At 66.9% G+C, this 23,684-nt stretch carries 28 protein-coding genes, 1 tRNA gene and 3 pseudogenes; 10 read left to right on the top strand and 22 right to left on the bottom strand.

Translation table 11 applies throughout. From position 1 onward, the window contains the following. Positions 1–31 precede the first annotated feature (31 nt). The 8 genes from QSJ19_RS14285 to QSJ19_RS14320 all read left to right on the top strand — a co-directional run bounded on the left by QSJ19_RS14285 (position 32) and on the right by QSJ19_RS14320 (position 6,365). Positions 32–970: a ParA family protein gene (locus QSJ19_RS14285; RefSeq protein WP_286321530.1), complete on the top strand. Its 939-nt coding sequence runs from the start codon at positions 32–34 to the stop codon at positions 968–970. Beyond that, positions 967–1,911: a segregation and condensation protein A gene (locus QSJ19_RS14290; RefSeq protein ID WP_286321325.1), complete on the top strand. Its 945-nt coding sequence runs from the start codon at positions 967–969 to the stop codon at positions 1,909–1,911. The genes QSJ19_RS14285 and QSJ19_RS14290 overlap by 4 nt, the downstream gene beginning before the upstream one ends. After that, positions 1,908–2,681 carry an SMC-Scp complex subunit ScpB gene (gene scpB / locus QSJ19_RS14295; protein WP_286321327.1) on the top strand — a complete coding sequence of 258 codons (774 nt, stop codon included), beginning with the start codon at positions 1,908–1,910 and terminating at the stop codon, positions 2,679–2,681. Before QSJ19_RS14290 ends, scpB begins: the two co-directional genes overlap by 4 nt. Positions 2,682–2,686: 5 nt before the next feature. Continuing rightward, on the top strand, positions 2,687–3,754 hold the full coding sequence (locus QSJ19_RS14300) for a pseudouridine synthase (protein WP_286321329.1): 1,068 nt from the start codon (positions 2,687–2,689) through the stop codon (positions 3,752–3,754). Next, positions 3,751–4,437: a (d)CMP kinase gene (cmk, locus tag QSJ19_RS14305; RefSeq protein WP_286321330.1), complete on the top strand. Its 687-nt coding sequence runs from the start codon at positions 3,751–3,753 to the stop codon at positions 4,435–4,437. Before QSJ19_RS14300 ends, cmk begins: the two co-directional genes overlap by 4 nt. Next, entirely contained in the window at positions 4,434–5,885 is a 1,452-nt protein-coding gene (gene der, locus QSJ19_RS14310) for a ribosome biogenesis GTPase Der (protein WP_286321332.1), read from the top strand. The genes cmk and der overlap by 4 nt, the downstream gene beginning before the upstream one ends. Before the next feature lie 43 nt (positions 5,886–5,928). After that, entirely contained in the window at positions 5,929–6,192 is a 264-nt protein-coding gene (locus QSJ19_RS14315) for a GlsB/YeaQ/YmgE family stress response membrane protein (RefSeq protein WP_286321333.1), read from the top strand. A 99-nt stretch (positions 6,193–6,291) separates the two neighbouring features. Further along, positions 6,292–6,365 (top strand) — tRNA-Pro (locus QSJ19_RS14320). A gap of 158 nt (positions 6,366–6,523) precedes the next feature. Here the strand turns inward: QSJ19_RS14320 and QSJ19_RS14325 are convergent. From QSJ19_RS14325 to QSJ19_RS14430, 22 genes and pseudogenes are all read right to left on the bottom strand, one after another. Further along, the gene (locus QSJ19_RS14325; RefSeq protein WP_286321334.1) at positions 6,524–6,847 is read right to left on the bottom strand and encodes a hypothetical protein; all 324 of its coding nucleotides are present in this window, start codon (positions 6,845–6,847) and stop codon (positions 6,524–6,526) included. A gap of 1 nt (position 6,848) precedes the next feature. Next, entirely contained in the window at positions 6,849–7,166 is a 318-nt protein-coding gene (locus QSJ19_RS14330) for a hypothetical protein (protein WP_286321336.1), read from the bottom strand. A gap of 79 nt (positions 7,167–7,245) precedes the next feature. Next, positions 7,246–8,079 (bottom strand): annotated as a pseudogene (locus tag QSJ19_RS14335) (phage major capsid protein). Positions 8,080–8,214: 135 nt separating this feature from the next. After that, on the bottom strand, positions 8,215–8,424 hold the full coding sequence (locus tag QSJ19_RS14340) for a hypothetical protein (RefSeq protein ID WP_286321337.1): 210 nt from the start codon (positions 8,422–8,424) through the stop codon (positions 8,215–8,217). A gap of 5 nt (positions 8,425–8,429) precedes the next feature. Further along, entirely contained in the window at positions 8,430–8,597 is a 168-nt protein-coding gene (locus tag QSJ19_RS14345) for a hypothetical protein (RefSeq protein WP_286321338.1), read from the bottom strand. Positions 8,598–8,612: 15 nt separating this feature from the next. Next, positions 8,613–9,164: a hypothetical protein gene (locus tag QSJ19_RS14350; protein WP_286321339.1), complete on the bottom strand. Its 552-nt coding sequence runs from the start codon at positions 9,162–9,164 to the stop codon at positions 8,613–8,615. Next, positions 9,161–10,537: a phage portal protein gene (locus tag QSJ19_RS14355; RefSeq protein ID WP_286321340.1), complete on the bottom strand. Its 1,377-nt coding sequence runs from the start codon at positions 10,535–10,537 to the stop codon at positions 9,161–9,163. The genes QSJ19_RS14350 and QSJ19_RS14355 overlap by 4 nt, the downstream gene beginning before the upstream one ends. Before the next feature lie 12 nt (positions 10,538–10,549). Next, complete coding sequence (locus QSJ19_RS14360; RefSeq protein WP_286321341.1) at positions 10,550–12,025, bottom strand: terminase large subunit domain-containing protein; 1,476 nt, start codon at positions 12,023–12,025, stop codon at positions 10,550–10,552. 460 nt (positions 12,026–12,485) lie between these two features. After that, positions 12,486–12,773, bottom strand: coding sequence for a hypothetical protein (locus tag QSJ19_RS14365; RefSeq protein ID WP_286321342.1), 288 nt, complete (start codon positions 12,771–12,773; stop codon positions 12,486–12,488). Then, positions 12,770–13,000: a hypothetical protein gene (locus tag QSJ19_RS14370; RefSeq protein WP_286321344.1), complete on the bottom strand. Its 231-nt coding sequence runs from the start codon at positions 12,998–13,000 to the stop codon at positions 12,770–12,772. The genes QSJ19_RS14365 and QSJ19_RS14370 overlap by 4 nt, the downstream gene beginning before the upstream one ends. After that, entirely contained in the window at positions 12,997–13,200 is a 204-nt protein-coding gene (locus tag QSJ19_RS14375; RefSeq protein WP_286321346.1) for a hypothetical protein, read from the bottom strand. The genes QSJ19_RS14370 and QSJ19_RS14375 overlap by 4 nt, the downstream gene beginning before the upstream one ends. Before the next feature lie 155 nt (positions 13,201–13,355). After that, entirely contained in the window at positions 13,356–14,726 is a 1,371-nt protein-coding gene (locus QSJ19_RS14380; protein ID WP_286321348.1) for a hypothetical protein, read from the bottom strand. 163 nt (positions 14,727–14,889) lie between these two features. After that, on the bottom strand, positions 14,890–15,120 hold the full coding sequence (locus QSJ19_RS14385; RefSeq protein WP_286321349.1) for a helix-turn-helix domain-containing protein: 231 nt from the start codon (positions 15,118–15,120) through the stop codon (positions 14,890–14,892). Positions 15,121–15,354: 234 nt separating this feature from the next. Continuing rightward, complete coding sequence (locus QSJ19_RS14390) at positions 15,355–16,455, bottom strand: tyrosine-type recombinase/integrase (RefSeq protein ID WP_286321351.1); 1,101 nt, start codon at positions 16,453–16,455, stop codon at positions 15,355–15,357. A gap of 330 nt (positions 16,456–16,785) precedes the next feature. After that, complete coding sequence (locus QSJ19_RS14395) at positions 16,786–17,580, bottom strand: tyrosine-type recombinase/integrase (RefSeq protein WP_286321353.1); 795 nt, start codon at positions 17,578–17,580, stop codon at positions 16,786–16,788. Further along, complete coding sequence (locus QSJ19_RS14400; RefSeq protein WP_286321355.1) at positions 17,570–17,914, bottom strand: hypothetical protein; 345 nt, start codon at positions 17,912–17,914, stop codon at positions 17,570–17,572. The genes QSJ19_RS14395 and QSJ19_RS14400 overlap by 11 nt, the downstream gene beginning before the upstream one ends. A gap of 118 nt (positions 17,915–18,032) precedes the next feature. Then, positions 18,033–18,248, bottom strand: a pseudogene (locus QSJ19_RS14405) (IS21 family transposase); the annotation flags it as partial. 114 nt (positions 18,249–18,362) lie between these two features. Beyond that, a pseudogene (locus QSJ19_RS26795) lies at positions 18,363–19,036 on the bottom strand (aldehyde dehydrogenase family protein); the annotation flags it as partial. After that, positions 18,949–19,566 (bottom strand): aldehyde dehydrogenase family protein, encoded by a 618-nt coding sequence (locus QSJ19_RS14415; RefSeq protein WP_286321356.1) that lies wholly within the window; start codon positions 19,564–19,566, stop codon positions 18,949–18,951. The gene QSJ19_RS14415 and the pseudogene QSJ19_RS26795, both read right to left, overlap by 88 nt. 37 nt (positions 19,567–19,603) lie before the next feature. Further along, positions 19,604–20,050: a carboxymuconolactone decarboxylase family protein gene (locus tag QSJ19_RS14420; RefSeq protein ID WP_286321357.1), complete on the bottom strand. Its 447-nt coding sequence runs from the start codon at positions 20,048–20,050 to the stop codon at positions 19,604–19,606. Then, complete coding sequence (locus QSJ19_RS14425; protein ID WP_286321358.1) at positions 20,005–20,217, bottom strand: hypothetical protein; 213 nt, start codon at positions 20,215–20,217, stop codon at positions 20,005–20,007. Before QSJ19_RS14425 ends, QSJ19_RS14420 begins: the two co-directional genes overlap by 46 nt. Next, a complete protein-coding gene (locus tag QSJ19_RS14430) occupies positions 20,210–21,043 on the bottom strand; it encodes an SDR family oxidoreductase (protein WP_286321359.1) in 834 nt (277 codons plus the stop codon). The genes QSJ19_RS14425 and QSJ19_RS14430 overlap by 8 nt, the downstream gene beginning before the upstream one ends. A gap of 103 nt (positions 21,044–21,146) precedes the next feature. Here QSJ19_RS14430 and QSJ19_RS14435 point away from each other — a divergent pair, with 103 nt between their 5' ends. Both QSJ19_RS14435 and QSJ19_RS14440 read left to right on the top strand, forming a co-directional pair. Further along, complete coding sequence (locus QSJ19_RS14435) at positions 21,147–21,953, top strand: helix-turn-helix domain-containing protein (RefSeq protein ID WP_286321361.1); 807 nt, start codon at positions 21,147–21,149, stop codon at positions 21,951–21,953. Between the two features lie 622 nt (positions 21,954–22,575). Continuing rightward, complete coding sequence (locus QSJ19_RS14440) at positions 22,576–23,664, top strand: amidohydrolase family protein (RefSeq protein WP_286321363.1); 1,089 nt, start codon at positions 22,576–22,578, stop codon at positions 23,662–23,664. Positions 23,665–23,684 lie beyond the last annotated feature (20 nt).

The raw sequence follows: 23,684 nt of genomic DNA on the forward strand, positions 1-23,684 counted from the left end.
GCAATTCGGCGAAGAAGGGAGCGGCGGACACGTGAGCACCCCGGGGGCACCGCGGTCTGCCGACGACCAGTACCGGATCTCGGTGACGCCGTCGCACGACGTCGACGAGGACAGCGGCACCGAGAACGAGATCGGCCCGACCGGCCGGCCCTACCGCGAGATCCCCGAGCCCACCCCACTCGACCGGCACGGTCCGGCGACGGTCGTGGCCGTGTGCAACCAGAAGGGCGGGGTCGGGAAGACCACCTCGACCATCAACCTGGGTGCCGCTCTCGCCGAGTACGGCAGACGGGTCCTGCTGGTCGACCTCGACCCGCAGGGTGCGTTGTCGGCGGGGCTGGGCGTCCCTCACCACGATCTGGAGCAGACGGTCTACAACCTGCTCGTCCCGCCACAGGTGGAGACCGACGAGGTCCTCATGCGCACCCGCGTCGAGGGTCTCGACCTGTTGCCCAGCAACATCGACCTGTCCGCGGCCGAGATCCAGCTCGTCACCGAGGTCGGCCGCGAACAGTCGCTGAACCGGGCCCTGCACCCGGTGCTCGACCGCTACGACTTCGTGCTCATCGACTGCCAGCCGTCGTTGGGACTGCTCACCGTGAACGCGCTGGCGTGCGCCGACACCGTGGTGATCCCGATGGAGTGCGAGTACTTCAGCCTCCGCGGGCTCGCGCTGCTCACCGACACCGTGGACAAGGTCCGCGACCGACTCAACCCGAGGCTCACCCTCGGCGGCATCCTCGTCACGATGTTCGACGCCCGCACACTGCACTCGCGTGAGGTCATGGCACGAGTGGTCGAGGTCTTCGGTGACGCGGTCTACGACACCGTCATCAGCCGGACCGTCCGGTTCCCCGAGACGAGTGTCGCCGGCGAACCGATCACCTCGTGGGCACCCAAGTCGGCGGGCGCGAAGGCCTATCGTGCGCTCGCGCGGGAGGTCATCGCCCGCGATTCACGTTCCACATGATCGAGTCCGACGACGCGAGTGTGCTCGCCGAGGCGGGCGTGACCGACTCGGACGCACCCGGGCCCGAGGTGGCCGACCCCGAGGTGGCCGACCCGGACGTGGGCACAGAGGCTGCCGAATCAGCGGTGGGGGAGGCCGAGGCAGAGGAGAAGCCCACCGGTTTCCAGGTCAGGTTGCGGAACTTCGAGGGACCGTTCGACCTCCTGCTCAACCTGATCAGCCAGCACCGTCTCGACGTCACCGAGGTGGCCCTGCACGAGGTCACCGACGATTTCATCGCCTACACGCGCGAGATGGGCGCGGAGATGGGGCTGGAACAGACCACCGAGTTCCTGGTGGTGGCCGCCACGCTGCTGGACCTCAAGGCCGCCCGGCTCCTCCCGTCCGGCGAGGTCGATGATCCGGAGGATCTCGCGCTGCTCGAGGCGCGGGACCTGCTGTTCGCCCGCCTGCTGCAGTACCGCGCCTACAAGCAGGTCGCTGCACTTTTCGGAGAGCTCGAAGCGGCTGCGCTGCAACGCTATCCGCGCGCGGTGTCGCTCGAGAAGCAGTTCGAGGATCTGTTGCCCGAAGTGACCCTGGGCGTCGATGCCGATCGATTCGCGCAGGTCGCTGCATCGGCGATGACGCCGCGGCCGATACCCAGCGTCGGCCTCGACCACCTGCACGACGTCCACTCGGTGTCGGTACCGGCGCAGGCGCGTCGGATTGCGGAGCTGCTGACACTCAGTCCGGGTACCTGGCTCACGTTCCACGATCTCGTCGCCGGATGCGAGAGCGGACTCGAGGTGGTGGGCAGCTTCCTCGGACTCCTGGAGCTGTTCCGTGAGCGTGCCGTCGCCTTCGAACAACCGGAGGCGCTCGGCGACCTCCAGGTGATCTGGACCGGCGACCGGGACGTCGACGAACTGACGATGGACAAGGCGGAGGACTACGGATGACCGAGGACACCGGGAACGCGGCGAGCGGGCCGGGATTCGACGAGGACACAGCGCCGGGACAGGGGATCCTGGAGGTCGATGTCGACGACGAGCTGGCCCTGGACGACGACCGGCTGCGGTCTGCGCTCGAGGCCGTACTCCTGGTGGTCGACACACCTGTCACGGCGGCCGAGCTCGCCACCGCGGTCGAACAGGACGTGGCGCGTGTCCGCACGATGCTTGCGCGAATGTCCGATGAGCTCACCGCCACCAACAGCGGCATGGACCTCCGGTTCGCCGGCGATGGTTGGCGGTACTACACCCGCGCCGAGTTCGCGCCGTACGTCGAGCGACTCCTCCTGGACGGCGCGCGTTCCAAGCTCACCCGCGCCGCGCTGGAGACCCTCGCGGTCATCGCCTATCGACAGCCCGTCTCCCGGGCACGTGTCAGCGCGATCCGTGGCGTCAACGTCGACGGCGTGATGCGCACCCTCGTCGCGCGCGGCCTGATCAACGAGGTCGGGACCGACCCGCAGACCACCGCCACGATGTACGCGACCACGGAACTCTTCCTCGAACGACTGGGACTCGCGTCACTCTCGGAATTGCCGGACCTGGCACCGTTGTTGCCCGATGTGGACGTCATCGACGATCTCGACGAGGAACTGTCGTCCGACCCGCGATTCGCCAAACTCGACCGTCACCGGTCAGACTCGACAGAGAACGATTCATCAGGATCGGCCGCCGACGATACGTCGGTACCCGTCCCGGACAACGACACACAGGACTGATCACCATGGCATCCGCTAGCCGAGACGGCACACCGGGCCCGCGCAAGAAGTCGTCGCGCGTGCAGAAGACCGGCAAGAACGCATCGTCACAGAGTCCCTCTGCTCGACAATCCTCCGGCAAGAAGCCGGCCGGCAAGTCAGGGGCGGGCAAGGGCGGAACCGGAAAGAACGCCGGCAAGGGCCGGGCCACCCCGCAGGTGGGCTCGACGAGGAAGCCGCACCGCAAGGGATCGTCGAAGCCGGACGTCACGTCGGGCAAGGTCCGCCTCAACAACGCCAAACTCGCACGACATCAGGTGCCCGACGGTGACCTCGGCGACTCCGGTGCCACCTATGTCGCCGACGGTGTCCGCCTGCAGAAGGTGCTGGCCGCCGCCGGTGTCGCCTCGCGGCGTGGCGCCGAAGAGCTGATCGCGGCGGGCCGGGTCGACGTCGACGGTGAGATCGTCACCGAGCAGGGGCTGCGCATCAACCCCGACACCGCGATCATCCGTGTCGACGGTGCCCGGGTCATCATCGACGAGAGCAAGCAGTACCTCGCCCTCAACAAACCCAAGGGCTGGCAGTCGACCATGTCCGACGACCAGGGCCGCCCGTGCGTGGGTGACATCGTCGCCGAGCGGGTGATGGCGGGACAGCGACTGTTCCACGTCGGACGCCTCGACGCAGACACCGAGGGCCTGCTCCTGCTGACCAACGACGGTGAGTTGGCACATCGACTGATGCACCCGTCCTACGAGGTCCCCAAGACGTACATGGCGACGTTGCGTGGCGAGATCCCGCGCTCGCTGGGGCGCACCCTGCGCGCCGGTGTCGAACTCGAGGACGGCCCGGTCGCGGTGGATTCCTTCACCGCCGTGTCGGTGTACGAAGGGCAGTCGCTGGTTCGAATCACGCTGCACGAAGGACGCAACCGGATCGTGCGCCGCATGATGGAGGAAGTCGGGTTCCCGGTGACCGCCCTCGTACGGACCCATGTCGGTGCCGTCGCGCTCGGTGAGCAACGACCGGGCAGCCTGCGGGTCCTCAACCGCAACGAGATCGGTGAGCTGTACAAGGCGGTCGGGCTGTGAGCGCGGCTACCCGCGTCATCGCCATCGACGGCCCCGCCGGCACCGGCAAGTCGACGGTGTCGAAGATCCTCGCCGACCGGGTCGGCGCACAATTCCTCGACACCGGTGCCATGTATCGGGCGGCGACGTTGGCGGTGCTGAATGCCGATGTGTCCCTGGATGATCCCTCGGCGATCAGCGACGTGGTCGACCGCGCCGACATCAACCTCGACGTCGCGGGCGGCGGATCGACGATCTATCTCGACGGCACGGATGTCTCCGCCGAGATCCGCACCGACGCGGTGACCACAGCGGTGTCCGCGGTCTCCGCGGTGTCTGCGGTGCGTACCAAACTCGTTGCGGTGCAACGCCGCGAGGCACAGGGTGCCTTCGTCGTGGTGGAGGGCCGCGACATCGGCACGGTCGTGTTCCCGGACGCTGATCTGAAGATCTACCTCACCGCGACACCGGAGGCACGTGCGATGCGACGTCACCGGCAGAACGTCGCCGCCGGCCGCGCCGGCGACGTCGCCGCGGTGCTCGCGGATGTCAATCGTCGTGATCATCTGGACTCGACACGGGCGGTGTCGCCACTTCGGCCCGCCGACGACGCCGTCCTCGTCGACACCAGTGACCTCACCCTCGACGAGGTCGTCGACACCCTCGGCGGTCTCGTGCGCGACCGGATCGGAGTGCAGTCGTGACCGAGCAGAACCTTCCCGGCTCGCCCGGGGACGACCTCGCCTTGCCAGGTGACGGGACATGGTCGGACGAAACCGATTGGGAACTGGTCGATGTCGATGTCGACGGGCAACCGGTCGATGCGACGCCGGTACCGGTGGTCGCGATCGTGGGCCGCCCCAACGTCGGCAAGTCGACTCTCGTCAACCGCATCCTGGGCCGCCGCGAAGCGGTCGTCGAGGACATCCCCGGGGTGACCCGCGATCGCGTCTCCTACGCGGCGAGCTGGTCGGGACAACGATTCACCGTCGTCGACACCGGCGGCTGGGAGCCGGATGCGAAGGGGCTGCAGCAGGCCGTCGCGGCGCAGGCGGAACTGGCGATGCGAACGGCGGACGCGATCGTGCTGGTCGTCGACGCCACCGTCGGTGCCACCGCGACCGACGAGGCCGTGGCGCGGGTGCTACGCCGATCGAAGACGCCGGTCATCTTGGCCGCCAACAAGATCGACAGCGAACGGGCCGAGGCCGAGGCCGCCACACTGTGGTCGCTGGGACTCGGCGAACCCCAGCCGGTGTCGGCGGCGCACGGTCGTGGTGCCGGCGACCTGCTCGACGTCATCCTCGCCGCGCTGCCGGAGACGCCGCGTGAGGCGCCGGCGATGGGTGGACCGCGACGGGTTGCGCTGGTGGGCAAGCCGAATGTCGGCAAGAGCTCACTGTTGAACAAACTGGCGGGCTCGGAGCGTTCGGTGGTCGACAACGTCGCCGGGACGACGGTCGACCCGGTCGACGAGCTCATCGAACTCGGTGGGAAGGCCTGGCAGTTCGTGGACACGGCCGGGTTGCGACGCAAGGTCCGGACCGCGAGCGGTCACGAGTACTACGCGTCGCTGCGGACACGCGCCGCCCTCGACGCGGCCGAGGTCGCGATCCTGCTCATCGACGCGTCCGAGCCGATCACCGAGCAGGACCTGCGGGTGCTGTCGATGATCATCGAGAGTGGTCGCGCGCTGGTCATCGCCTTCAACAAGTGGGACCTGGTCGACGAGGACCGCCGGTATCAGCTCGACAAGGAGATCGATCGCGAGCTGGCCCGTGTGCCGTGGGCACGACGGGTCAACATCTCGGCGAGCACCGGCCGTTCGGTGCAGAAGTTGGTGCCCGCCCTCGATGGTGCGTTGGCGTCCTGGGACAAGCGAGTCGCCACGGGCCGCCTCAACAACTGGCTCAAAGAGGTCATCGCGGCCACGCCGCCACCGCTACGGGGAGGACGACAGCCGCGGGTCATGTTCGCCACCCAGGCGGCGACCCGACCCCCGACCTTCGTGCTGTTCACGACGGGATTCCTGGAGGCCGGGTACCGCCGGTTCCTGGAACGCCGACTCCGCGAGGAGTTCAACTTCGACGGCTCACCGGTGCGGGTCAACGTCCGTGTGCGCGACAAGCGCGAGCAACGCCGCAAACGCTGAGGGGTACGCGATCTGAGTCGGCGGGCGTGCGATACTTCCACCCGTGCTCATCATCGGAATCATCCTGTTCGGAATGCTGATCGGCGCAGGCGCGCAACTGGTCCTCGGTCGAGGTGCCAAGGGAATCGACTGGGGCCTGGCGATCGTCGCGGGGCTCGTCGGCTCGTTCGTCGGCGGTCTGCTCATCAGCCTGCTCGCCGGTGACGGGCTGGATTTCCGGCCCAGCGGGATCATCGGTTCGATCGTGGGTGCCATCCTGATCACCGCGGGCTGGATGTGGGTCAAGGGTCGCTCGACCACGACCTGACCGCCGCGGCGTCGTCGTCGTGTAGACCGTTCTGACCAGGCGATTGGTTCGAATGGGCGCTCGTCGGCTACGCTCATCAACGCCCCGGCAACGGGGCAACGGGCTGTGGCGCAGTTTGGTAGCGCACTTGACTGGGGGTCAAGTGGTCGCAGGTTCAAATCCTGTCAGCCCGACGTTGTGACCAGTACTTATGTGCTGGATCAGGGTCACCGTGCCCACTACGTGCCCAATCAGCACATGACAGAGGCCCCGGATCTTCGGACCTGGGGCCTCTGTCAGCGTGGTGCGGTAACCTTCCGGCCTCCGCTTATTCGGTTATGGCTCCAGTATCTCAGCCAGACCCGAGCGACATCATCACCTCGTAGTGGTGCGGGGTGTTGCCGCTGCCGATGCGGTAGGGCATCGCTCGCCCTTCCAGCGTGTACGTCTGCGCTCGCCAGATGACGGTGGTCACCTGCTCGATGCGCGGATCTGTCACGGTGAGCCGGTACGTCGTGAGCGTGGTCGATCGGCCACGCTGGGCTTGCTGGTCGCCGGAGATTGGCGTGACCGATGCGCGGATCGGGATGTTCTGCGCCGGGATCGGGTCATCGTTCTCATCCCGGCCTCCGCCGATCTTGAGGGTGACGCTGTCCTTGAGTGGCAACCTGGGCACGTCAGGCTGCCTTCTTGCGGTAGCGGTCCAGGACGATGCGCTCGGCGAGCGTGAAGCCCTCGAATGCCTGATTGAACGTCACGACGCCGGTCGAGTATCGCAGACCTTCGGGGTTGGCGAGCATCCGCGCTGCCGACATCTGGACCACGGCATCGACGCCGGGACGTGTCGATCCATCGGCCTTGACGTGCTGCCCGCGGGTGTAGGCGTCGCACATGGCCGACGCCATGGTGATCGCCTGGCCAGCCTGGGCCATGAGGTCGATGTCGGTGGTCGGCTGCCCGAGCCACTTAACGAGATCCATTGGTTCTACTGCCATGTCGGCCTCCTGGTGAAGCGGCCCGGGGCTTGGGAAACCGTGACGAAACCCAAGCCCCGGACCACGATTGTTGGGACCGTCAGGCCGCAGTGAGGACGACGACACCTTCGGGGTGCAGGAGCCCGAGATCGAACCGCGCGACGACGCGGATCGCGGTCTCGTCGGTCGCCGCGTACAGCTCGGGGAGCAGGGTGACCGAGGGTGCGAGATCGCGGGCGATCGCCACCTGGTTGGTGTCGAGCAGGATCGCCTTGCCCAATGCCAGCTTGTTGGTCGGCGTCACCTGGATGCCGAACAGTCGATAGACGGCATCGGCGGTGAGGTCGGTCTCCAGGAGCTAGCGGCCCTGCGAGTCCTTCGCCTTGCGCAGCGCGATGAAATCCTGGCTGTTGATGAACCAGCGGTTGGGCGTGACCTCGGCCGCGTGCGCCTTGGCGATCGCGTCCAGGTAGCTGTCCGGGTTGTCGGCGTCGAGCACGCCGGTCTGGACTCCCGCCTGATTGACGATGCCCTTGATGGTCTTGGTGGCCCCGGTGCCCGACAGGAGCGCAGTGTCGAGCGCGTTGGCGACATCGGTCACCAGACGCGTCTTGAGCACGGCGTCCAGGCCGATCACGCTCTGCCGGATCAGCTCGTTGGTGAACCGAACGATGACCTTGAGCGACTTGAGATCCGAGGGCAGGAGCTTGACCTCATCGAACGACACGTCGCCCTCGGGGATCTGGGCACCCTCGGCGACGAAGCCGACCGATGCGCCGGAGGTGAGCCGGGGGATGCGCAGCGGGCTGGAGGTGTCGAAGATCTTCGGCGAGCTGGCCAGTACGACGGACTGGGCCTCCAAGGGCTGGACCAGGAGGCTGGCGACCTGCTCCTGGAGCAGAGTCGGATTGGCGGTAGTGGTTTCAGTTGCCACGGGATTCTCCAATGGTGAAGTGAATGAACGGGATTCACGCGATTGGAGCACCTGGCTCACTTAGCGGTCGAGCAGAAACGGCACCGGGCCTCATCCCACTATATGAGATGAGGCCCGGTGTCGGCAACGATGAGGTCACATGGTGTTGCCCTCGATGGACCCGAGTCGATCCTCGATTTTGTCGAGCTGCTTCATGAGCTTGGCGTGGTTGCTGTCGATAGGCAGCACGATGTTGTCGTGCAGCAAGGTGTACAGACCGTTGAGGTTCTCGTTGATCTGCCGCAATTCGTCCAGGATCTGGTTGTTGCTGGCCTCTTCGTAGTCGGGATTGATGTTCTCGCCCACCATGTTCAGTAGACCTTCCCGCCGGTGCCCTTGTGCGGTGGGTTGCTCGATAGTAGGGCGTACGCCTCGGCGTAGTCCTTGAGTGCGGCCGCAATGCCGCTCTCCGGCATTCGCGCCAAGATGTGCTTTCGAGCCGCCTCGTAGAGTTCGTCGATGTCGTCGGTCTCTGCCACGGTTTTCTCCATTTGTCAGACTCGGCCCTGCAACATACCGAGTAGGTTGACCTCCGCGGGTGCGGAGCCCCTATTACCTTGCCCGACATCTCCGACAATTCGGCGCGCTTTGAGGTGTGGCTTGTCGGCGAGCAACGCGCCGATCGCGGCCTGGAGCGCTTCGGGGGACTCCAGGTGTGCAGCGTCGAACGGCAGGTCGGCCGGATCGGCGAGCGCGCCGGTCTGCTCGACCTGGAGCCGGTGGAGCTGCTGTTCCAGATCGCGGACGCGGGTCCGGTATCCGGCCGACTCCTGTCGGAGTTCCTGCACGTACTCGCGTGAGAACGTGTCGGTGTCGCCGGATTCCGTTGTGTCCGTTGCGCCGTCAGTGTCTCCCAATGCCTCGGAATTGTTGGCCGCTGAGTCGCCCGCTGCCGGAGTTTCGAGGCCACCCTGGGGTGATTGGTCCCCGGATTCTGTGCCTTGCTGGCCGGTTTCGGCGTCGGCGGGGCTCTGGGTGCTGGTGGTCTCCGATGCCTCGGGAGCCTCGTCGGTGGGGTCCTGCTGGGTCTTGTCGTCGTCGGTCACGCTGCTGCCTCCGGGGTCGAGCTGGTGGTGTCATCTGCCGGTGTCGGACCGGCGGCCGGTGTGGTCGGGGCCGATGTCGGTCCCTGCTCCGGGTTGTCGATGCCCAATCGCGTACGGGCTTCGGTCGTCGTGATGATTCCGGCTCCATGGAGCTTGACCACCGCGTCCGCCTCGGCGGCCGCCGAGCGCGTCGAAGGGTCCGCCCACTGCACGCGCGGCGAGTAGTCGGCCACCTCTCCGCCGCGCTCGACGGCCAGGATCAATCGAGCGACCTGCTCCCACGTGCGGCCAAACACCGCTTGCCGTGCCTCTGCACGTGCCGTGAGAGCTGCCTCAGCGGCCCGGATCGCGTCCGCAGACGCCGGGACGGTCGAGTTGATCCCGAGGTAATGCCCTGGCAGGCCCGAGACTGCGCTCGCCTGCTGGAGCAGGACCCGGACCGCGGTGTCATACCCGGTGAGATCCGCGCCTGGGAGCTGGCCGAACTTGCCGTCAGCGGCCTCATTCACCATGAGTCGGGAGGTCTCCGAGATCGGATTGACCACCTCCATCACGGGGTCACCGTCCTCATCGAGCACAGGCTCCCCGTTGTCGCCGATCTTCGGCTGCTCCTCCAGCTCCAGGCCCGTCGCCCATCGGCGGGGACGTGCGCCGTACTCCGATGCCGTCAGCATGTCGGCCGAGATCTTGTTCAGGGCATCGACAATCGGGATCAAGTCCGTGAACTCGGAGACACCGAACGTGTCGAGCGGGCGGTCGGCATTCGTCAGCGCGACGACGGGGACCGCGAGGAGCGGATTGTCGATCACCTGAGTGATCTTCGCGCCGGTGATGCTGGCACCGTCGCCGATCAGGTGCTCGATGCGGTCCGGGCGATACACCACCCAACGCGTTTGCTTCTCGGTGCCGTCCGGCGCGAGATCCTGCCACCGCTTCACCGCAGCGACGGTCTCCCCGTTGCCAGCATCGCGGTATACGGCAACCTGTCGGCCGCTCTCGACGGTCGCCACCGCCTTACCGGCAGTGTTCGCCCAGACGATGACGGCCGCCTCACCGATCGCCAGGGCCTCCCGGTGCCCTGCTGGCGAGGTCTGGTCGAGATCCGAGCGCGTCCACGCCTCCCAGAGCGCGGTGTCCCGCTTGCCCTCGGCGTCGATGAACCCGGTGACCCGCAGCCGCTCGGCGATCGCCGACACGGCCAGCCGGGGGAGGTTGGTGGCGATCCGGTCGAACCGCTGCCCGATCGCCTTCTTGGCGTCGGGCGACAGGAACGCGAGCAGCTGCTCGCCCGCGTAATACTGCGAGAGCAGGTGTAGCCGCGCGGCGCGTACGTCGAGCGCGCGGTCGAGTTCGATGTTGCTGACTTCGGTCACTGGTGTATCTCCTTATGCTGCAAACGATCTGACACGGCGACGCTTCGGTTTCCGTGTTGCGCGCCAGGTAGCGCGGCTATGGGCCATGACCAGACACGCGGCGAGGTCGATCTTGCGGGCATTCCGACGCCGGGAGGCTTTGGCCAACCGCATACCGCGGCCGTCCTCCTGGATCACGGCCGCAGCAACGTGCGCAGCCAGTCGGGGATCTCCCGAGTGACTCATCCGCCCGTTCGTCGCCGCGCTGTAGAGATCACCTGTCGCCGCGGTGAGCCTGCTCGGCGAGTGCGGGAACTCGCAGATCGGCAGGGACTCCGCCTCCAATGCCTGCAATGTGCGGGTCCAGCGGAACGGGTCGGCGATGATCTCGACCACTCGCCACCGCCTGCACGCGTCCCGGATGGACTGCTCGACCTCGGCGACGGGTATTCGGTAGGACTCATCGCCGGTCGGACGCTCCCAGGTAGCCACGACATCGAAATGAGGTTCTTGACTCACGGTGCCGACCAGGATCGCGGTGGTGTCGTCAGAGAACGATCCGTCGAGCGCGATGACCACCTCGACGCCGTCCGGGACGCCGACGCCGGTCGCCAGGCCGTCCCACACGCCGCGGGGCAGGAACTCCCCGTCGCTCTCGGATGCGAACTGACACAACCGGGCACGCCGGAACGTACTCTCGCGGGTCTTGGGTGGCAGCAATGCGGCGAGCGCGTCCTCATGGAGAAAGTCGCCCAACGCCGGATTCGCCAGTCCCCAGCAATGTCGGCAGTCCACCGGGTGGTCAATGAACGCGTCGGCGGAATGCTCCCGCCACACCATCGACAGATCTTCGGGGTGTTCGGCCGCGTACTGCCGGAGATCGGCGAGTACGTTGTCGTGGGGGTCCGGCCCCGGCGTCCCGATCACGCACAAGGTGGACCGCTCCCGCTTGCCCTGCGCCAGGGTTAACACCTCGTAGGAGTCTCGACTCACCACGCCACCCTCATCGAGAATGGCGAACGAATAGTCAAGTCCCTCAAGCCGTTTAGGCTCGGCAGGGAGGCAGTGGAAATAGGAGTCGGTTGTCGGGTTGTAGAGCTTGTCCTTGAACACCTGGACCCGGTCGGAAAGTTCCTCATCCAACTCGACCATGCGCCGCGCGATGCCGAACACGATTCCGGCCTGCCGCTCATCGACGGCGACAACGCACACCACGGCACCCTCTCCATCGGTGAAGAACCGATAGAGCCCGTACGCGGCGACCAGCGTGGACTTGCCCTGCCCACGCGGAAGCATCCACCCGGCGGTGCGCGGCTGGTGCGCGGCATCTTCCACGCTGCCGATCAAGGCGAGCTGCCAGTCCCGCAGTCTCAGAGGCTTCTTAACGTTGGTGCCCTTGGGGACCTTGATGAACTTGGCCGCCCACGCCGCGAACCGTTCCGATCCCTTCTTACGGGACCGGAACGGTAGCGGTGTCGGGTCTACTGCACCCTTGGGACCTGCCTTCACGCTTCCACCTCCTGGTCTGAGTGTCCCACAATGTGAGACCCGCGTCGGTCATCGCTGTTCAGCGGTGTGTGACGCGTTCCGCGGCTAACCGGCGGAGTCCGGGAGGGGTCGGCGAGCGGGTGCCTCCCCTGGGGGCTGAGCGGTCCTCTCGCGGCCCCGCGGCGCGCGTTGCACCCTCGGCACACAACATCGACATCGCGGAGCCTGACAGCCAGCCCGCGGGCGATCCGGTCCCATGCCTCCGGCGAGTGGTCGCACGTGAGGTCATCGCGGGTGCCGCAGTCGGTGCAGAACGGCTGGAGTCGGCGTGCTTTGGCGCTGAGACGTTCCCAGCGTGCGTTGTACCCGCGCGAGGTCGCGGATGCCCTCGGTCGTCGTGCGTCTGCTGCACGTGCGCAGTCAGGACACCTGCCCGCTCCATGGTGGGGCTCACCGCAGACGGTGCAGGGTCGGGGAGGCATCAGTCACCGTCCTCATCGAGCCGGTGCTCACGTGCGGCGTCGATCAGTCTGTCGAGCGCGCCGACGTTCAGTGTGAGCATGTCGAGCCAGGCGAGTGGTCCACCCTCGACGGCCTGCTCGGCGAGCCCGAGCGCGTACGCGGTTAGGCAGTCGAGCATCCTCGGTGCGTCGCAGTTCTGGGCGATCGCCATTCGGCCGGCGGTGTCGCCGAGGACGGTCGCGCGCATGTACGCGAGTGCGTCCCTCATGTCGTCGGTGTCGAGTCGTCGGGGTTGTTGTGTGGTCACGGGTGTTGCCTCCGGTGTCGTAGGTGTTCGGTCTGTGCGCGGTGTTCTGCTGCCTCGCGTTGTTCCGCCTGCTGCTGTCGCAAGCGCTCGCGGCCGTCGAGCCAGTCGTCCAACATGTCGGCCAGCTCCAGGCACCACTCCCGAAGGGTGAGCACCTCCTCGGCTGCTGGATCTCCCCGATGCCGCAGACGCATATCGACGCCGGGGATTCGTGCCGGTGTGCTCATCGGTCGAGCACCTGCTCGGCGAGTGCCCTCGACTCGGCGGACCGGCCGCGTCGTCGGCGGGGCTTCTCGACGCCGAGCTGGTCGGTCAGCGCAGATCGGGATGACTCTCGGGGCACGGTTCCCGATGCCAGGTTGGCGGCGACCTTCATGGCCGCCCGTTGTGCGTTCACGGTGGTGGACTCCATCTGTTTGTCGATCAACGGATGTCGCTCCTCGGGTTGGGTTGGTGGTGTGCGGGGACCGGGGACATCGGGGACCGGGGACGGTGGGGGACGCGTGAATCGGAGAATCTGCCGATGCCGTATCGGTAAAACCCCAGGTGGGGAGGAAACAATGAGCCCACGCGTATACAGATTCATGAGGAGGCCCCGTCCCCGTCCCCGATGTCCCCGGTCCGGTACACCGGCGTCCCCCGTTGTGAGGTCCCGGCTTCGGTGATGACGCCGCGCTCCAGGAGCACCTCCACAACCCTGGGAGCAAGCGAGGCCTGGGTGGCGCGGATGAATGCCTTGCGCAGACTGTTGGCGGTGAAGGCCTTCCCGACGTTCTCCGGCTCCCGCAGGCGCTTGGTGATCCTGTCGGCGAGCGTCTCCGGCATCGTCTCCCGCAGCGAATCGGACGCCACCGAGGCGATGGTCCGCGAGATCGCGCGCTGATTACTCGCCTCCTGCTCGGCCTTGGCCAGCTCGGCACGAACCGACGCGCGTACCCGCGTCGAGTGCGTCATGAGCGACTCGGCCCATGTCCACGTTTCCGCCGTGATCTGCGTCGAGCCATGGAGCACCGCGCACGCGGCTGCCGCCTTGAGTTTCACCAGATTCCGGTGTGCGTCCTCGGTGCCCTTCCACCTGCCCGCGATGCGATCGGCGCGGATCTCGGCGCGTACCTCCGGCGCAACGTCGAAGTAGTGGACGGGGCCGTTGTCGCCGGGTGAAGCGATTCCGCGGCCGAAGTCGGGGAGCACGACACCGAGAGGCTTGCTGTCGGGATCTTCGCCGGGGTCCTCCAGGTCCGGGGTGTCGGCGGAGAGCCACAACATGCGCTGGAGAGTTCCTCCGGCCTCCTCGGCGAGCAGAGGAGCGCATCGGAGGGGTTGGGCCGCCACCGTGGTCACCAGACGATAGGAATGTGCGGGGACGGTAACCTGGTTGACCTTCACCTTGGTGTACGTGCCGACCGCGGCACTGCTCCAGCCCTTGCGCAGTTCGGCGGTCAGCGTCGCTCCCTGCCGACTGCCGATCGCGGCGAGCTGGTCAACCTCATCGAAGTCGATCCATGCGGCCTGCCGGATACGAACCGGGACGGTGATCTTGCCCTTGCCGTCGATGCCGGGAACCGATCGGTTCTCGGTGAACAGCGCGGCGATGCCCTCACCGGATGCCACCGTGATCGGAACGAATATGTCCGCGAGCCGCTGCTCTCCATCGCCGAGTTCAAACACGCTGGTGTCGGGCCAGGTGAAGATCTCCGCCTTGTTCGCACCCTTGCCGGACCCGGAGGCACCGGCGTTGACGTAGATCGCGTTGAGCGACGCGTCATCCTGCACGATCGCGGGCAGTCGCCAGTTGTACGGGGTCGCCAGTGCAGCACGAGCTAGTGACGCGCCGAGGAGCGTCCACTCGGAGACCAGACGGTCACGCGCCTCGGTGGCGATATGCCGGGTGATCTTGGAGTACCCGAACACCGTCCGCATGAGGTCGGCCGCATACGGGTTACCGGCGCTCATCGGCGACCACCCGCCAGACGGTGGGGGAGCAGGACGGCGACGCCGTAACCGGCCGGGTAGGCCAGCGCGGCCACGATGATGAGTAGAGCTGAGATTGTCACGGTTATGCCTTTGTGAGTAGGAAGACGAAAAACCTTGTTCGGGTTGGTGTTTCGTGTCCGCGTCACGCGGCGTCGGGGCCGATGCCCCCTGATGTCTGTGCAGCGGCGAGGAACCGCTCGACTTCGGCGGGCTCGATGCGGATGACGCGCTCGGAGAGCCGGATTGCCTTGAGCCGACCCTCGGCGATCCACCGCCGGACAGTGCGATCGGACACGCCGAGTTCCTCGGCGAGCGTGGTCGGGGTCGAGAAACTGCGCCGCTTGGTCGCGGGGGTGAAGTTGCGAGAGGCCACGATAAGAACTCCTGAGATCACGAAGGTAGAAATCACTCCGTGGTCCCAGGGATTGCCCTGGCCCATTTTACGGCGCTGCGCTGCGGTGAACCTCGTCTTCTCCGAGTCTTCCAGCCCGATCGCGGAAAGCGATGAGCACGACGGTAGCCGACGCGTCCGATCGAGTCAAACATGACGCATCGAGAACCGTTGCGCCCGTGTTGACTTCACGCGTCAACACGCTAACGGGGAGGGTTAACTCCAGAGGCCCTGGACCAGCCCGCGGGTCCTGCTCTCGGTGCTGTGTGTGTACCGCGCTGACATCGACGCCGAGGTGTGGCCCATCAGCACCATGTGATCGGCGAGCGTCGCACCGGCCTGCGCGAACAGGGTGGCCGCAGAGTGTCGCAGATGGTGTGGGGTGAGATCCTGCTTGCCGATCGCCTCGGCGGCGCGCTGGAAGCTGTACCGGAACGTCGCGGCGAACACTATGGCCCCGCTGGTGGTGGTGAACACCAGACCGTCGCGGCCGGTGACGTATGTCTTGAGGTGCTCCTCCATGGCGGGCCGCAGTCCCTCGGGGAGGGGAACGGTCCGCAGCGCGGCGCGCGACTTCGGCCGATCGGTGACGAACTTCCCATCGACGCGGACCACCGCGCGCCGGACCGTGACGGCCAGGCCGTCCTTGCTCATGTCGATGTCCGATCGCCGGAGTGCGGTGAGTTCGCCGAAGCGCAGCCCGCTGAAACCACCGAGCAGGATGAGAGCCTTGTACCTCGGCGTGATCTTCTCGGCCAATGCGCGGATCTCGTCCGGGGTGAGTGCGACGGGCTCGCTCTTACGGTGCTTCACAGCGGCGCGCTTGATGCGTGCCGGGTTGGCATCGAGAATCTCGTCATCAACGGCCTGATTCAGGATTGTCCGTAACAGGCTGTAGGCGTTGGCATTCCGCGTCGGGTAGTCCTCCAAGCCCGCGAACCACTCGCGGATGTCGGAGACCTTGAGGGCCTTGAGCCGGTGGTCTCCCAGGCCGGGGAGGATGACGTTGTCGAGATACCCGCGATTGAGGGCTCGGGTGCGGGGCTTGTGCCGATTGACCGTCTCGTCATGCCACTTCTCCGCGTACGCCTTGAGGGTGAGGCCTCCGGTGACCTTCTCCTCGGCACGCGTCGTCGGTGGGGTCCACTCGTCGCGCTCGATGAGACGCCGCTCGGCGGCGAGCCACGCCTCGGCGTCGATCTTCGCGGTGAAGGTGGTCGGTGCCGCATGGCGCGCGAGGTCCGGGCCGACGTAGCGGGCTTGAAACTTCTTGCTCGGCAACTTGCGGATGCTCCCGAACGACCGTTGTCCTGCCATGCCCATGCCTCCGATTCGTGCCCACTACGTGCCCAGTGAGCTTACATCGGTGCCGCTCACGTGCCCCTATGTCCGTTCGGTGTTCGCCTGGTACAGGGCATAATTGGGCGATAAACGGCAGGTCAGAGACGGTTTTAATGCCCAGATTCTGGACAGGTTCAAATCCTGTCAGCCCGACAGAAAAGCCCCGATGAGAAGCCGTTTTCATCGGGGCTTCGTCATGTCTGGCGACGGTTTGTTGTTGGTCCCCTCGCCGCGGACCCCGTGCGTCTCCTGGGGCTGCGGCGGGCTGTCTCAGGTGCTCGAGGGCACCATCTTGTGGATAAGGGATCAAAAAGGGGACCAGAGGGGCGGCACGGGCGATCTCGTACACCTACAGTGACTGTGGAGCCTTGCTGCGAGGCGAGTCCCCCGGCCTTCGCCGAGCGGGCGAGGAAGGCGTTCGCCTGCTCTGCGGCTGATGCGAGGTGCCGGTCGTCGGGGTGCAGGTAGCCGCGGGTGGTTTCGACGGAGGCGTGGCCGAGGATGTTCCTGGAGGACGTGCAACGGGATGCCCGCGTCGGCCATCCACTTCGCGGCGGTGTGCCGGAGCCCGTGCAGGGTGAGATCGGGTAGTCCGAGATCCTCGGCGATCTGGTCCCAGTTCGTCGCGTCCCGCACGGTGGCGGTGGTGAGCGCCCCGCCTTTCGGCCCGACGAGCAGGTGGTCCTCCGGCTCCTTGCCCTCGGTGAGGCGATCAAGGATCGGTCGTAGCTTGTCGAAGATTCGGCGCTCCTTGCGGCCCTTGGTCTGCTTGGTGATGAGACCGCCCTTGCCGGGGTAGGTCTGCCGGGCGATGACGACGGGGTTCTTGTCGAAGCGCACGTCTCCGGTCTGGAGTCCGGAGACCTCGGAGGATCGCGCTGCCAGGAGCGCGGCGAGCATCACAAGTCCGAGTAGGACTGGTCGATTCTGCCGCAGGCGTCCGCGAGCTTCGTCAAGGTGCCCATATCGGGGATGGCGTGCGCGCGGCGATGCCTGCTCGGCAGGCTGGATTCGGAAGGCGTTGCGGTTCAGGCTGCGCTTGGCGCGGTTCTTGGCCGGGTTGATCGGGATGAGCCCATCGCGGACCGCTTCATCGAGCACGCGCGCGAGCGGGGCGATGGAGTTCTTGATCGTCGAGTCCCCGTGCCGCTTCTTCCAAGGCGTCGATCGTGCGGTCGATGACCCCGGCGGTGATCTGCGTGACCGGCAGGTGCCCGAGCGCGGGCAGCACGCGGAGCTTGAGCCCGTACCCGTAGGTCTCCCCGGTGGAGGTCGGGTCAAGCCCCCGCGCCCAGCGGTCGCCGATCGCGATGACGAACTCGGTGGAGATCTTCACACCGACCGGCGGGATGGGCTTGGGCTGCGCCCGCGGGAGCGGCTCAGCCTTCCGGGAGCCGGGGTCCTGCGGCGTCGAGGACGCGAACCGCGCACTCACCGGGGCGAAGATGCGATGCCCGCCCGGAAGCGGTGATCGGCCGAGCGCCTTGCACTGCTCGTGTCCGGCAAGGTAGGTCCGCTCGGGCGCCGTCCTGCGCCTCCTTCCATCGCCATCGCCCGTCGCCGAAGTCGTACTGCAGCCACAATCCCGGTCCACTCACCCACGGGCGGTGCACCCGCGTATTGCCCAGTCGCCATTGGGCTTTGACTTCCGCGACCGCACGCCGAGTGCTACGTTCAGTGCCGGTGAAACCGAGCGCAACGAGTTTCTCGTGAGCCTTGTCAGCGCGGATCTTGCCTTTCGACGTGCTCACCCAACGCTCGATCTGCGGGCTTGTCGGCGGACATGAAAAACTGCCCATGGGCGGGCACGAAAGTGCCCGCTGATGGATGGCGTCGTCCTCGTCGTCGTAGGGGATGACGGCGAGCACGGGACCGAAGACCTCGTCCTGCGCGATAGCGTAGTCGGGGTCGACGTCGGCGATGATGGTCGGCTGCACGTAGAAGCCGCGTTCGAGGGTGGGCTTGCCGCCTCCGGCGACGACGCGGGCGCCGTCCTTCTTCGCCTGCTCGATCATCGCCAGGATCCGATCGCGCTGGGCTGCGGAGATCTGCGGTCCCTGTCCGCAGTCTGGATCGAGCGGATCGCCGGGCTTGACCGCGTTGAACAGCTCGGCGGCGAACTGGACGCCTTCCTCATAGTGCTCGCGGGGCAGGAGGATCCGGCTGGGCAGCCCGCAGGCCTCGCCGGCGACCATGCACGACAGCGCGGCCGAGGCGGTGATTGCGGCCTTCCGGTCGCCGTCGGGCAGCACGATGTTCGCCGACTTGCCACCGAGCTCGAGCAGCCCTTTCTTGATGGTGTCGGAGGCTGCGCCATGATCTGCCGCCCGACCTGGGTGGAGCCGGTGAGGGTGACCATGTCGACGCGCGGGTCCTCGCTGAGCTGCACGCTGGCGGACCGGTTACTGGAGGTGACAACGTTGACGACGCTGGCCGGGATGTCGGTGTGCTCGGCGATGAGCCGGCCGATCAGGATCGACCCCACGGTGCCTCCGGCGCCGCGCGCACGACGACCGTGTTGCTGGCCGCGAGAGCGGGGATGACCTTGGTGGTCCACAGCATGAAGCCGCAGTTCAAGGTCATGATCGCCGCGACGACGCCGATGCCCTCACGCTGGAGGATTCCGACACCATCGGGCAGCGGCTGCTCGTACTCGTAGGTCTCGGCCAGCTCGGCCAGCTCGGCCAGCTCGGCCAGCTCGGCCATCTCGCGGACCCGTGGCAGGTGCGGGTCGAAGGTGCCGCGCAGGCTGGGGACCGGGAACCCGATCTCAGCCGTGTCGATGCGGCGGAGCTCGTCGGCGGCCGCGAGGATCGCGTCCCCGAGTTGCTCGATGCAGCGCCGGCGGAAGGCATGATCGGTCGCCCAGTCGGTCCCGTCGAATGCGCTCCGCGCTGCGGCGATCGCCCGGTCGGCATCCTCGATGCCCGCGTTGGCGGTGACCCCGAGCACTTCCTCGGTCGCCGGGTTGATGTTCGGGGAGGTGTTGCCGGATGCGGCGGCGACCAGCTGGCCGTCGATGAGCATCCGCTCTTCCCCGATCACCGGGGTCCGAGAGGAGACAGCTGTCTCTAGGGTGTCACTCATTTTCTTTCTCTCCGTTCTTGCCGGCCCATTCCGGCGGTTAGAGGTCTGCGGTGCCGCTCGGCGCCGAACGTCGCGTCGCGGCGGTGCTGACGGCGGGACCGGCGGGACCGGCGGGACCGGTTGGCTCGTCTGCCTCGATCCGCACGGCGGTCATGACCCGGCCGAGGGCCAGGTACTGGGTCGCCACCATCGCGATCTCCACGATCTGTCGCTCGTTGAAGGTGGAAGCCAGCCGGGCGAAATCCTCATCGTCGACCTCGCCGTCGCGGACGAAGTCGATGACGAAGGACAGCGCCGCGGACTCCGCAGGACTGAACGCGGAGACCCGATCGCCGCCCGCGATGCTGGCGATCTGCTCCTCGCTGACGCCGAAGTGCCGCGAGAGCGGGACGTGCTGGTCCCACTCGTAGCGCTGCACGAGCGTGCCGACTTGCAGGATCACGAGTCCGCGCAGCGCTGCGGGGATCGAGAGGTCATAGACCACATCGCCTGCCCCACCCGGTTCCACTGGAGGAACGTCCCGGGTGAGGCGGCCATCAGTCCGTAGACCTTCAGCGGCGGCAGCTGTCGCATGGTCTCGGCGATCCGTGGGTCCGCCGTCTCCGGCCGGACATAGTCGATCCGAGCGGCGGGGGCGCCCGCCTCAGTCATCGGCGTCCGTGCGCGCGGCGCTGTCCTGCTGCGGCAGGATCTGCGCGAGGCGTTCCTGCAGCTGCGAGACGATCCCCGCATAGGAGTCGCTGCCGAGCACCAGGCGCAGCGGTGCCGGATCCTGGTCGAGGGTCGCGATCACTGTGGCGGCCATCTTCGCGGGGTCGCCGATGATCGGGATGTTTCCGTCCTTGAGGACCCGCAGGAACGAGGCAGGGGTGCCGTCGTAGGCGGTCATCGGTTCGGCCAGCTGCAGGCTGCCGTGCGCGAACGAGGTCCGGGCGCCGCCAGGCGCGACAATCGTGACCTCGATGCCGAACGGGGCGACCTCCTCAGCGAGCGCCTCGGCGAAGCCTTCCACGCCCCACTTGCTGGCGTGGTAGATCGACCCTCCGGCGTTCGCGATCAGGCCGGCGACTGAGGAGAACTGGATGATCCGGCCGCCGGCCTGTGCGCGCAGATGCGGCAGCGCCGCCCGCACGGTCCAGATCGATCCGAGCAGGTTCGTGGAGATCTGCTGCTCCACCTGCGTGTCCGTGAACTCCTCGGCTGCCCCGAACAGGCCGTAGCCGGCGTTCGCGACCACCGCGTCGATGGGCCCGAGGGCAGCGAACGCCGCGTCCACGACCGAGCGGATCTGCGCGGCATCGGTCACGTCGGCGTAACCGACCCACAGCGCGTCGCCGTACTGGCCCTTGAGGTCGTCGACCGACCCGGCCCTGCGGACCGTGCCGGCGACCCGCCCCCCGCCGGCGAGGATCTGCTCGCTCAGCTGCCGGCCGAAGCCGCTGTTGATACCCGTGATGAACCAAGTGCGCTCTGTCATGAAAGCATCGTCAGGCGCACGTGGGCGCGCGCGGCAGACCGGGATTATCCCTGGTAAAAACGGGGCCCCTGACGACGACCCCACACGATCTACCGTGGGAGGTATGGACAACGCACTCGGCGACTTCCTTCGTGCCCGCCGCGAACTGGTCACCCCGCAGGAGGCGGGCCTGACGGGTGGCGGGGTGCGCCGTGTCCCTGGTCTGCGCCGTGAGGAGGTTGCGATGCTCGCCGGGATCAGCGCCGAGTACTACGCGCGCCTCGAACGGGGCCGAGACCGCACGCCCTCGCCACAGGTCGTCACGGCGCTCGCACGTGTCCTGCATCTCGATGCGGAGAGCACCGAGTACCTCATGGGGCTCGCGGGTCGCACCCAGACTTCGAGCGTCGGGTCAGCGGAGGGGCCGGTGCCGCACGGACTCGATCAGCTGCTGCGGACGCTCAGCATCCCGGCGATGATCCTGAATCGCTACTGCGACGTGCTCGCCGCGAACGCCGCCGCACAAGCGCTCTCGGCCGGCATGCGTCCGGGCCTCAACCGGATCCGCTGGGAGTTCCTCGATCCTGAGGCGCGTCGCAGCAACCCCGACTGGCAGCGGTCCGCTGCGGCGGCGATCGCGCATCTTCGTGCGCAGACCCGCACCGGTATCTCGGACGATCGCTTCCACCAGCTCGTCGGCGAGCTCACTGTTAACAGCGATGACTTCCGGCGGCTCTGGGCGCGCCACGACGTCCATACCGCCACCGGCGGAGTCGTCACCATCAACCACCCCACCGCAGGGCCGCTCCGACTCCTCACCGAGAAGTTCGCCTACACCGGCAACGGTGGCCTCGAACTCCTTCTCTTCCACCCGGAGGCGGGAAGCCGCACCGCCAAAGTGGTCGCCGCACTCATCGAGCATCAGGACTGAGTGCGACCAAAGGCGGGTCAGAGCCTCTCGTCAGAGTCTCGATCACCGAAGCAGCCGGCCCTGCGACGCGTGCGGTAGCCGGTGCAGGCCCACACAAATGCACGCGTTCGGCGTCGTCGGCCTGGCCGGCGGCTTGGCGTAACGCCCCGGGCGAGGTGTGATGGACGGCCGGGTAGGCGGCCGGCGCGTTGCAGTGGCTCACCCGTGCGTTCCGGGGCCAGACAGGCGGATTTCAGTCGCCGCATGGTGCGCCTGTCGATTGATGGGCTGTATGTCATCCCTTCGCCGCACTGAGCAGCGGCCACACGTGGCCGACCATGGGTAGCTGACCTGGCGCAATGGACACAGCCGCTGTCTGTGCGCCGACTGCGGGTTGCTCGGCCCCGTTGAACGGTCATGTTGCTTCCGAATGAACAGATGAGTTGTTGCTCAAGTGAATGTCTCCCGACCAAAGGTGGCCTGGGCAGCCATATACCTGGCTCCCAGGTTAGTGAGAGCGCGCTCGCGGGTGAGCCCGTCGGTGTTGCGGCTCGGTGCATGGCAGCCGGTGTACCGTAGGCCTTTTTCGATACCTTTGATGAAAGTAGATCGCTGGTGGATGGAAGCACGTGGAGGAGCGTCAATGGATGAGATGGCCATCCGCAACGTGCGTGTATTCGACGATGGTGTGCTCGGGCCGCCGACCGATGTCTTCATTGCGGACGGGCGGATCGTCTCGTTCGGCGGCGGGAGCGCGAATGACGCGTCGGAGGGCGGCGTACTCCTCCCTGGTCTCATCGACACACATGTGCATGTGAGTTCGAAGCAGCAGTTGCTCGCCTACGGCAGGTGGGGGGTGACCACGGCGCTCGACATGGGAACGCCGGACTGGTCGATGACGCGCGCACTCCGCGACGAGGGCGGAGTGGCTTCCCTCCTCAGTGCCGGCGCTGTCGCCTGCGCGCCAAGGGGGACAGCTGTTCGCAAGATGGGCTACCCCCCGTCGAGTGCGGTGTCAGGTCCGGGTGACGCTGCCCGGTTCGTTGCTGAGCGCGTCGCAGACGGAGTCGATTACATCAAAGTCGTGCTCGAGGACAAGCGGCTCTTTTTCCAGCCGGATCCGCTGGATGAGACAACGGTGACGGCGATCGTGGGAGAGGCACATCGAGCAGGCCTTCTCGTGTGCGTGCACGCCACCTCGGTCAATAGTTTCGGTATCGCGGCTCGTTCCGGCGCTGACGTGCTCACCCATACCCCCGTCACCGACCAGATCACGAGCGCACTGGCTGCCGATCTCGCGGAGCGGGTCATTGCCGTGTCACCGACCCTGATCATGATGAAGAAACTCGTCGAACGTTTCCCGCTACCCGTGAAACCGAAGAGCATCCGCTATGCCAACGCAATCGCGTCGGTGGTCGAACTTCACGCCGCCGGCGTGGCCATCCTTGCCGGCACCGATGCCAACAGTGATCCGGCAGCCCCGAATACCATTGAGCATGGAGCGGGGATGCACGAAGAACTTGCCCTCCTTGTCGACGCTGGCCTCTCCCCGGCGGAGGCGCTGCTGACCGCCACCGCTGCTGCCGCCGACACCTTCCGCCTCTCCGACCGAGGCAGAATCCGCGAGGGCCTCCGTGCCGATCTGCTGCTCGTCGACGGAGATCCCACTCGAAACATCCTCGATACACAGAACATCCGCGGCGTCTGGGTCGGAGGTCGGGAAGTCCGTTGACGGGCAGCCCGACCCGGACC

It is taken from the genome of Gordonia sp. ABSL11-1 (genome assembly GCF_030315685.1).
Taxonomy (GTDB): domain Bacteria; phylum Actinomycetota; class Actinomycetes; order Mycobacteriales; family Mycobacteriaceae; genus Gordonia.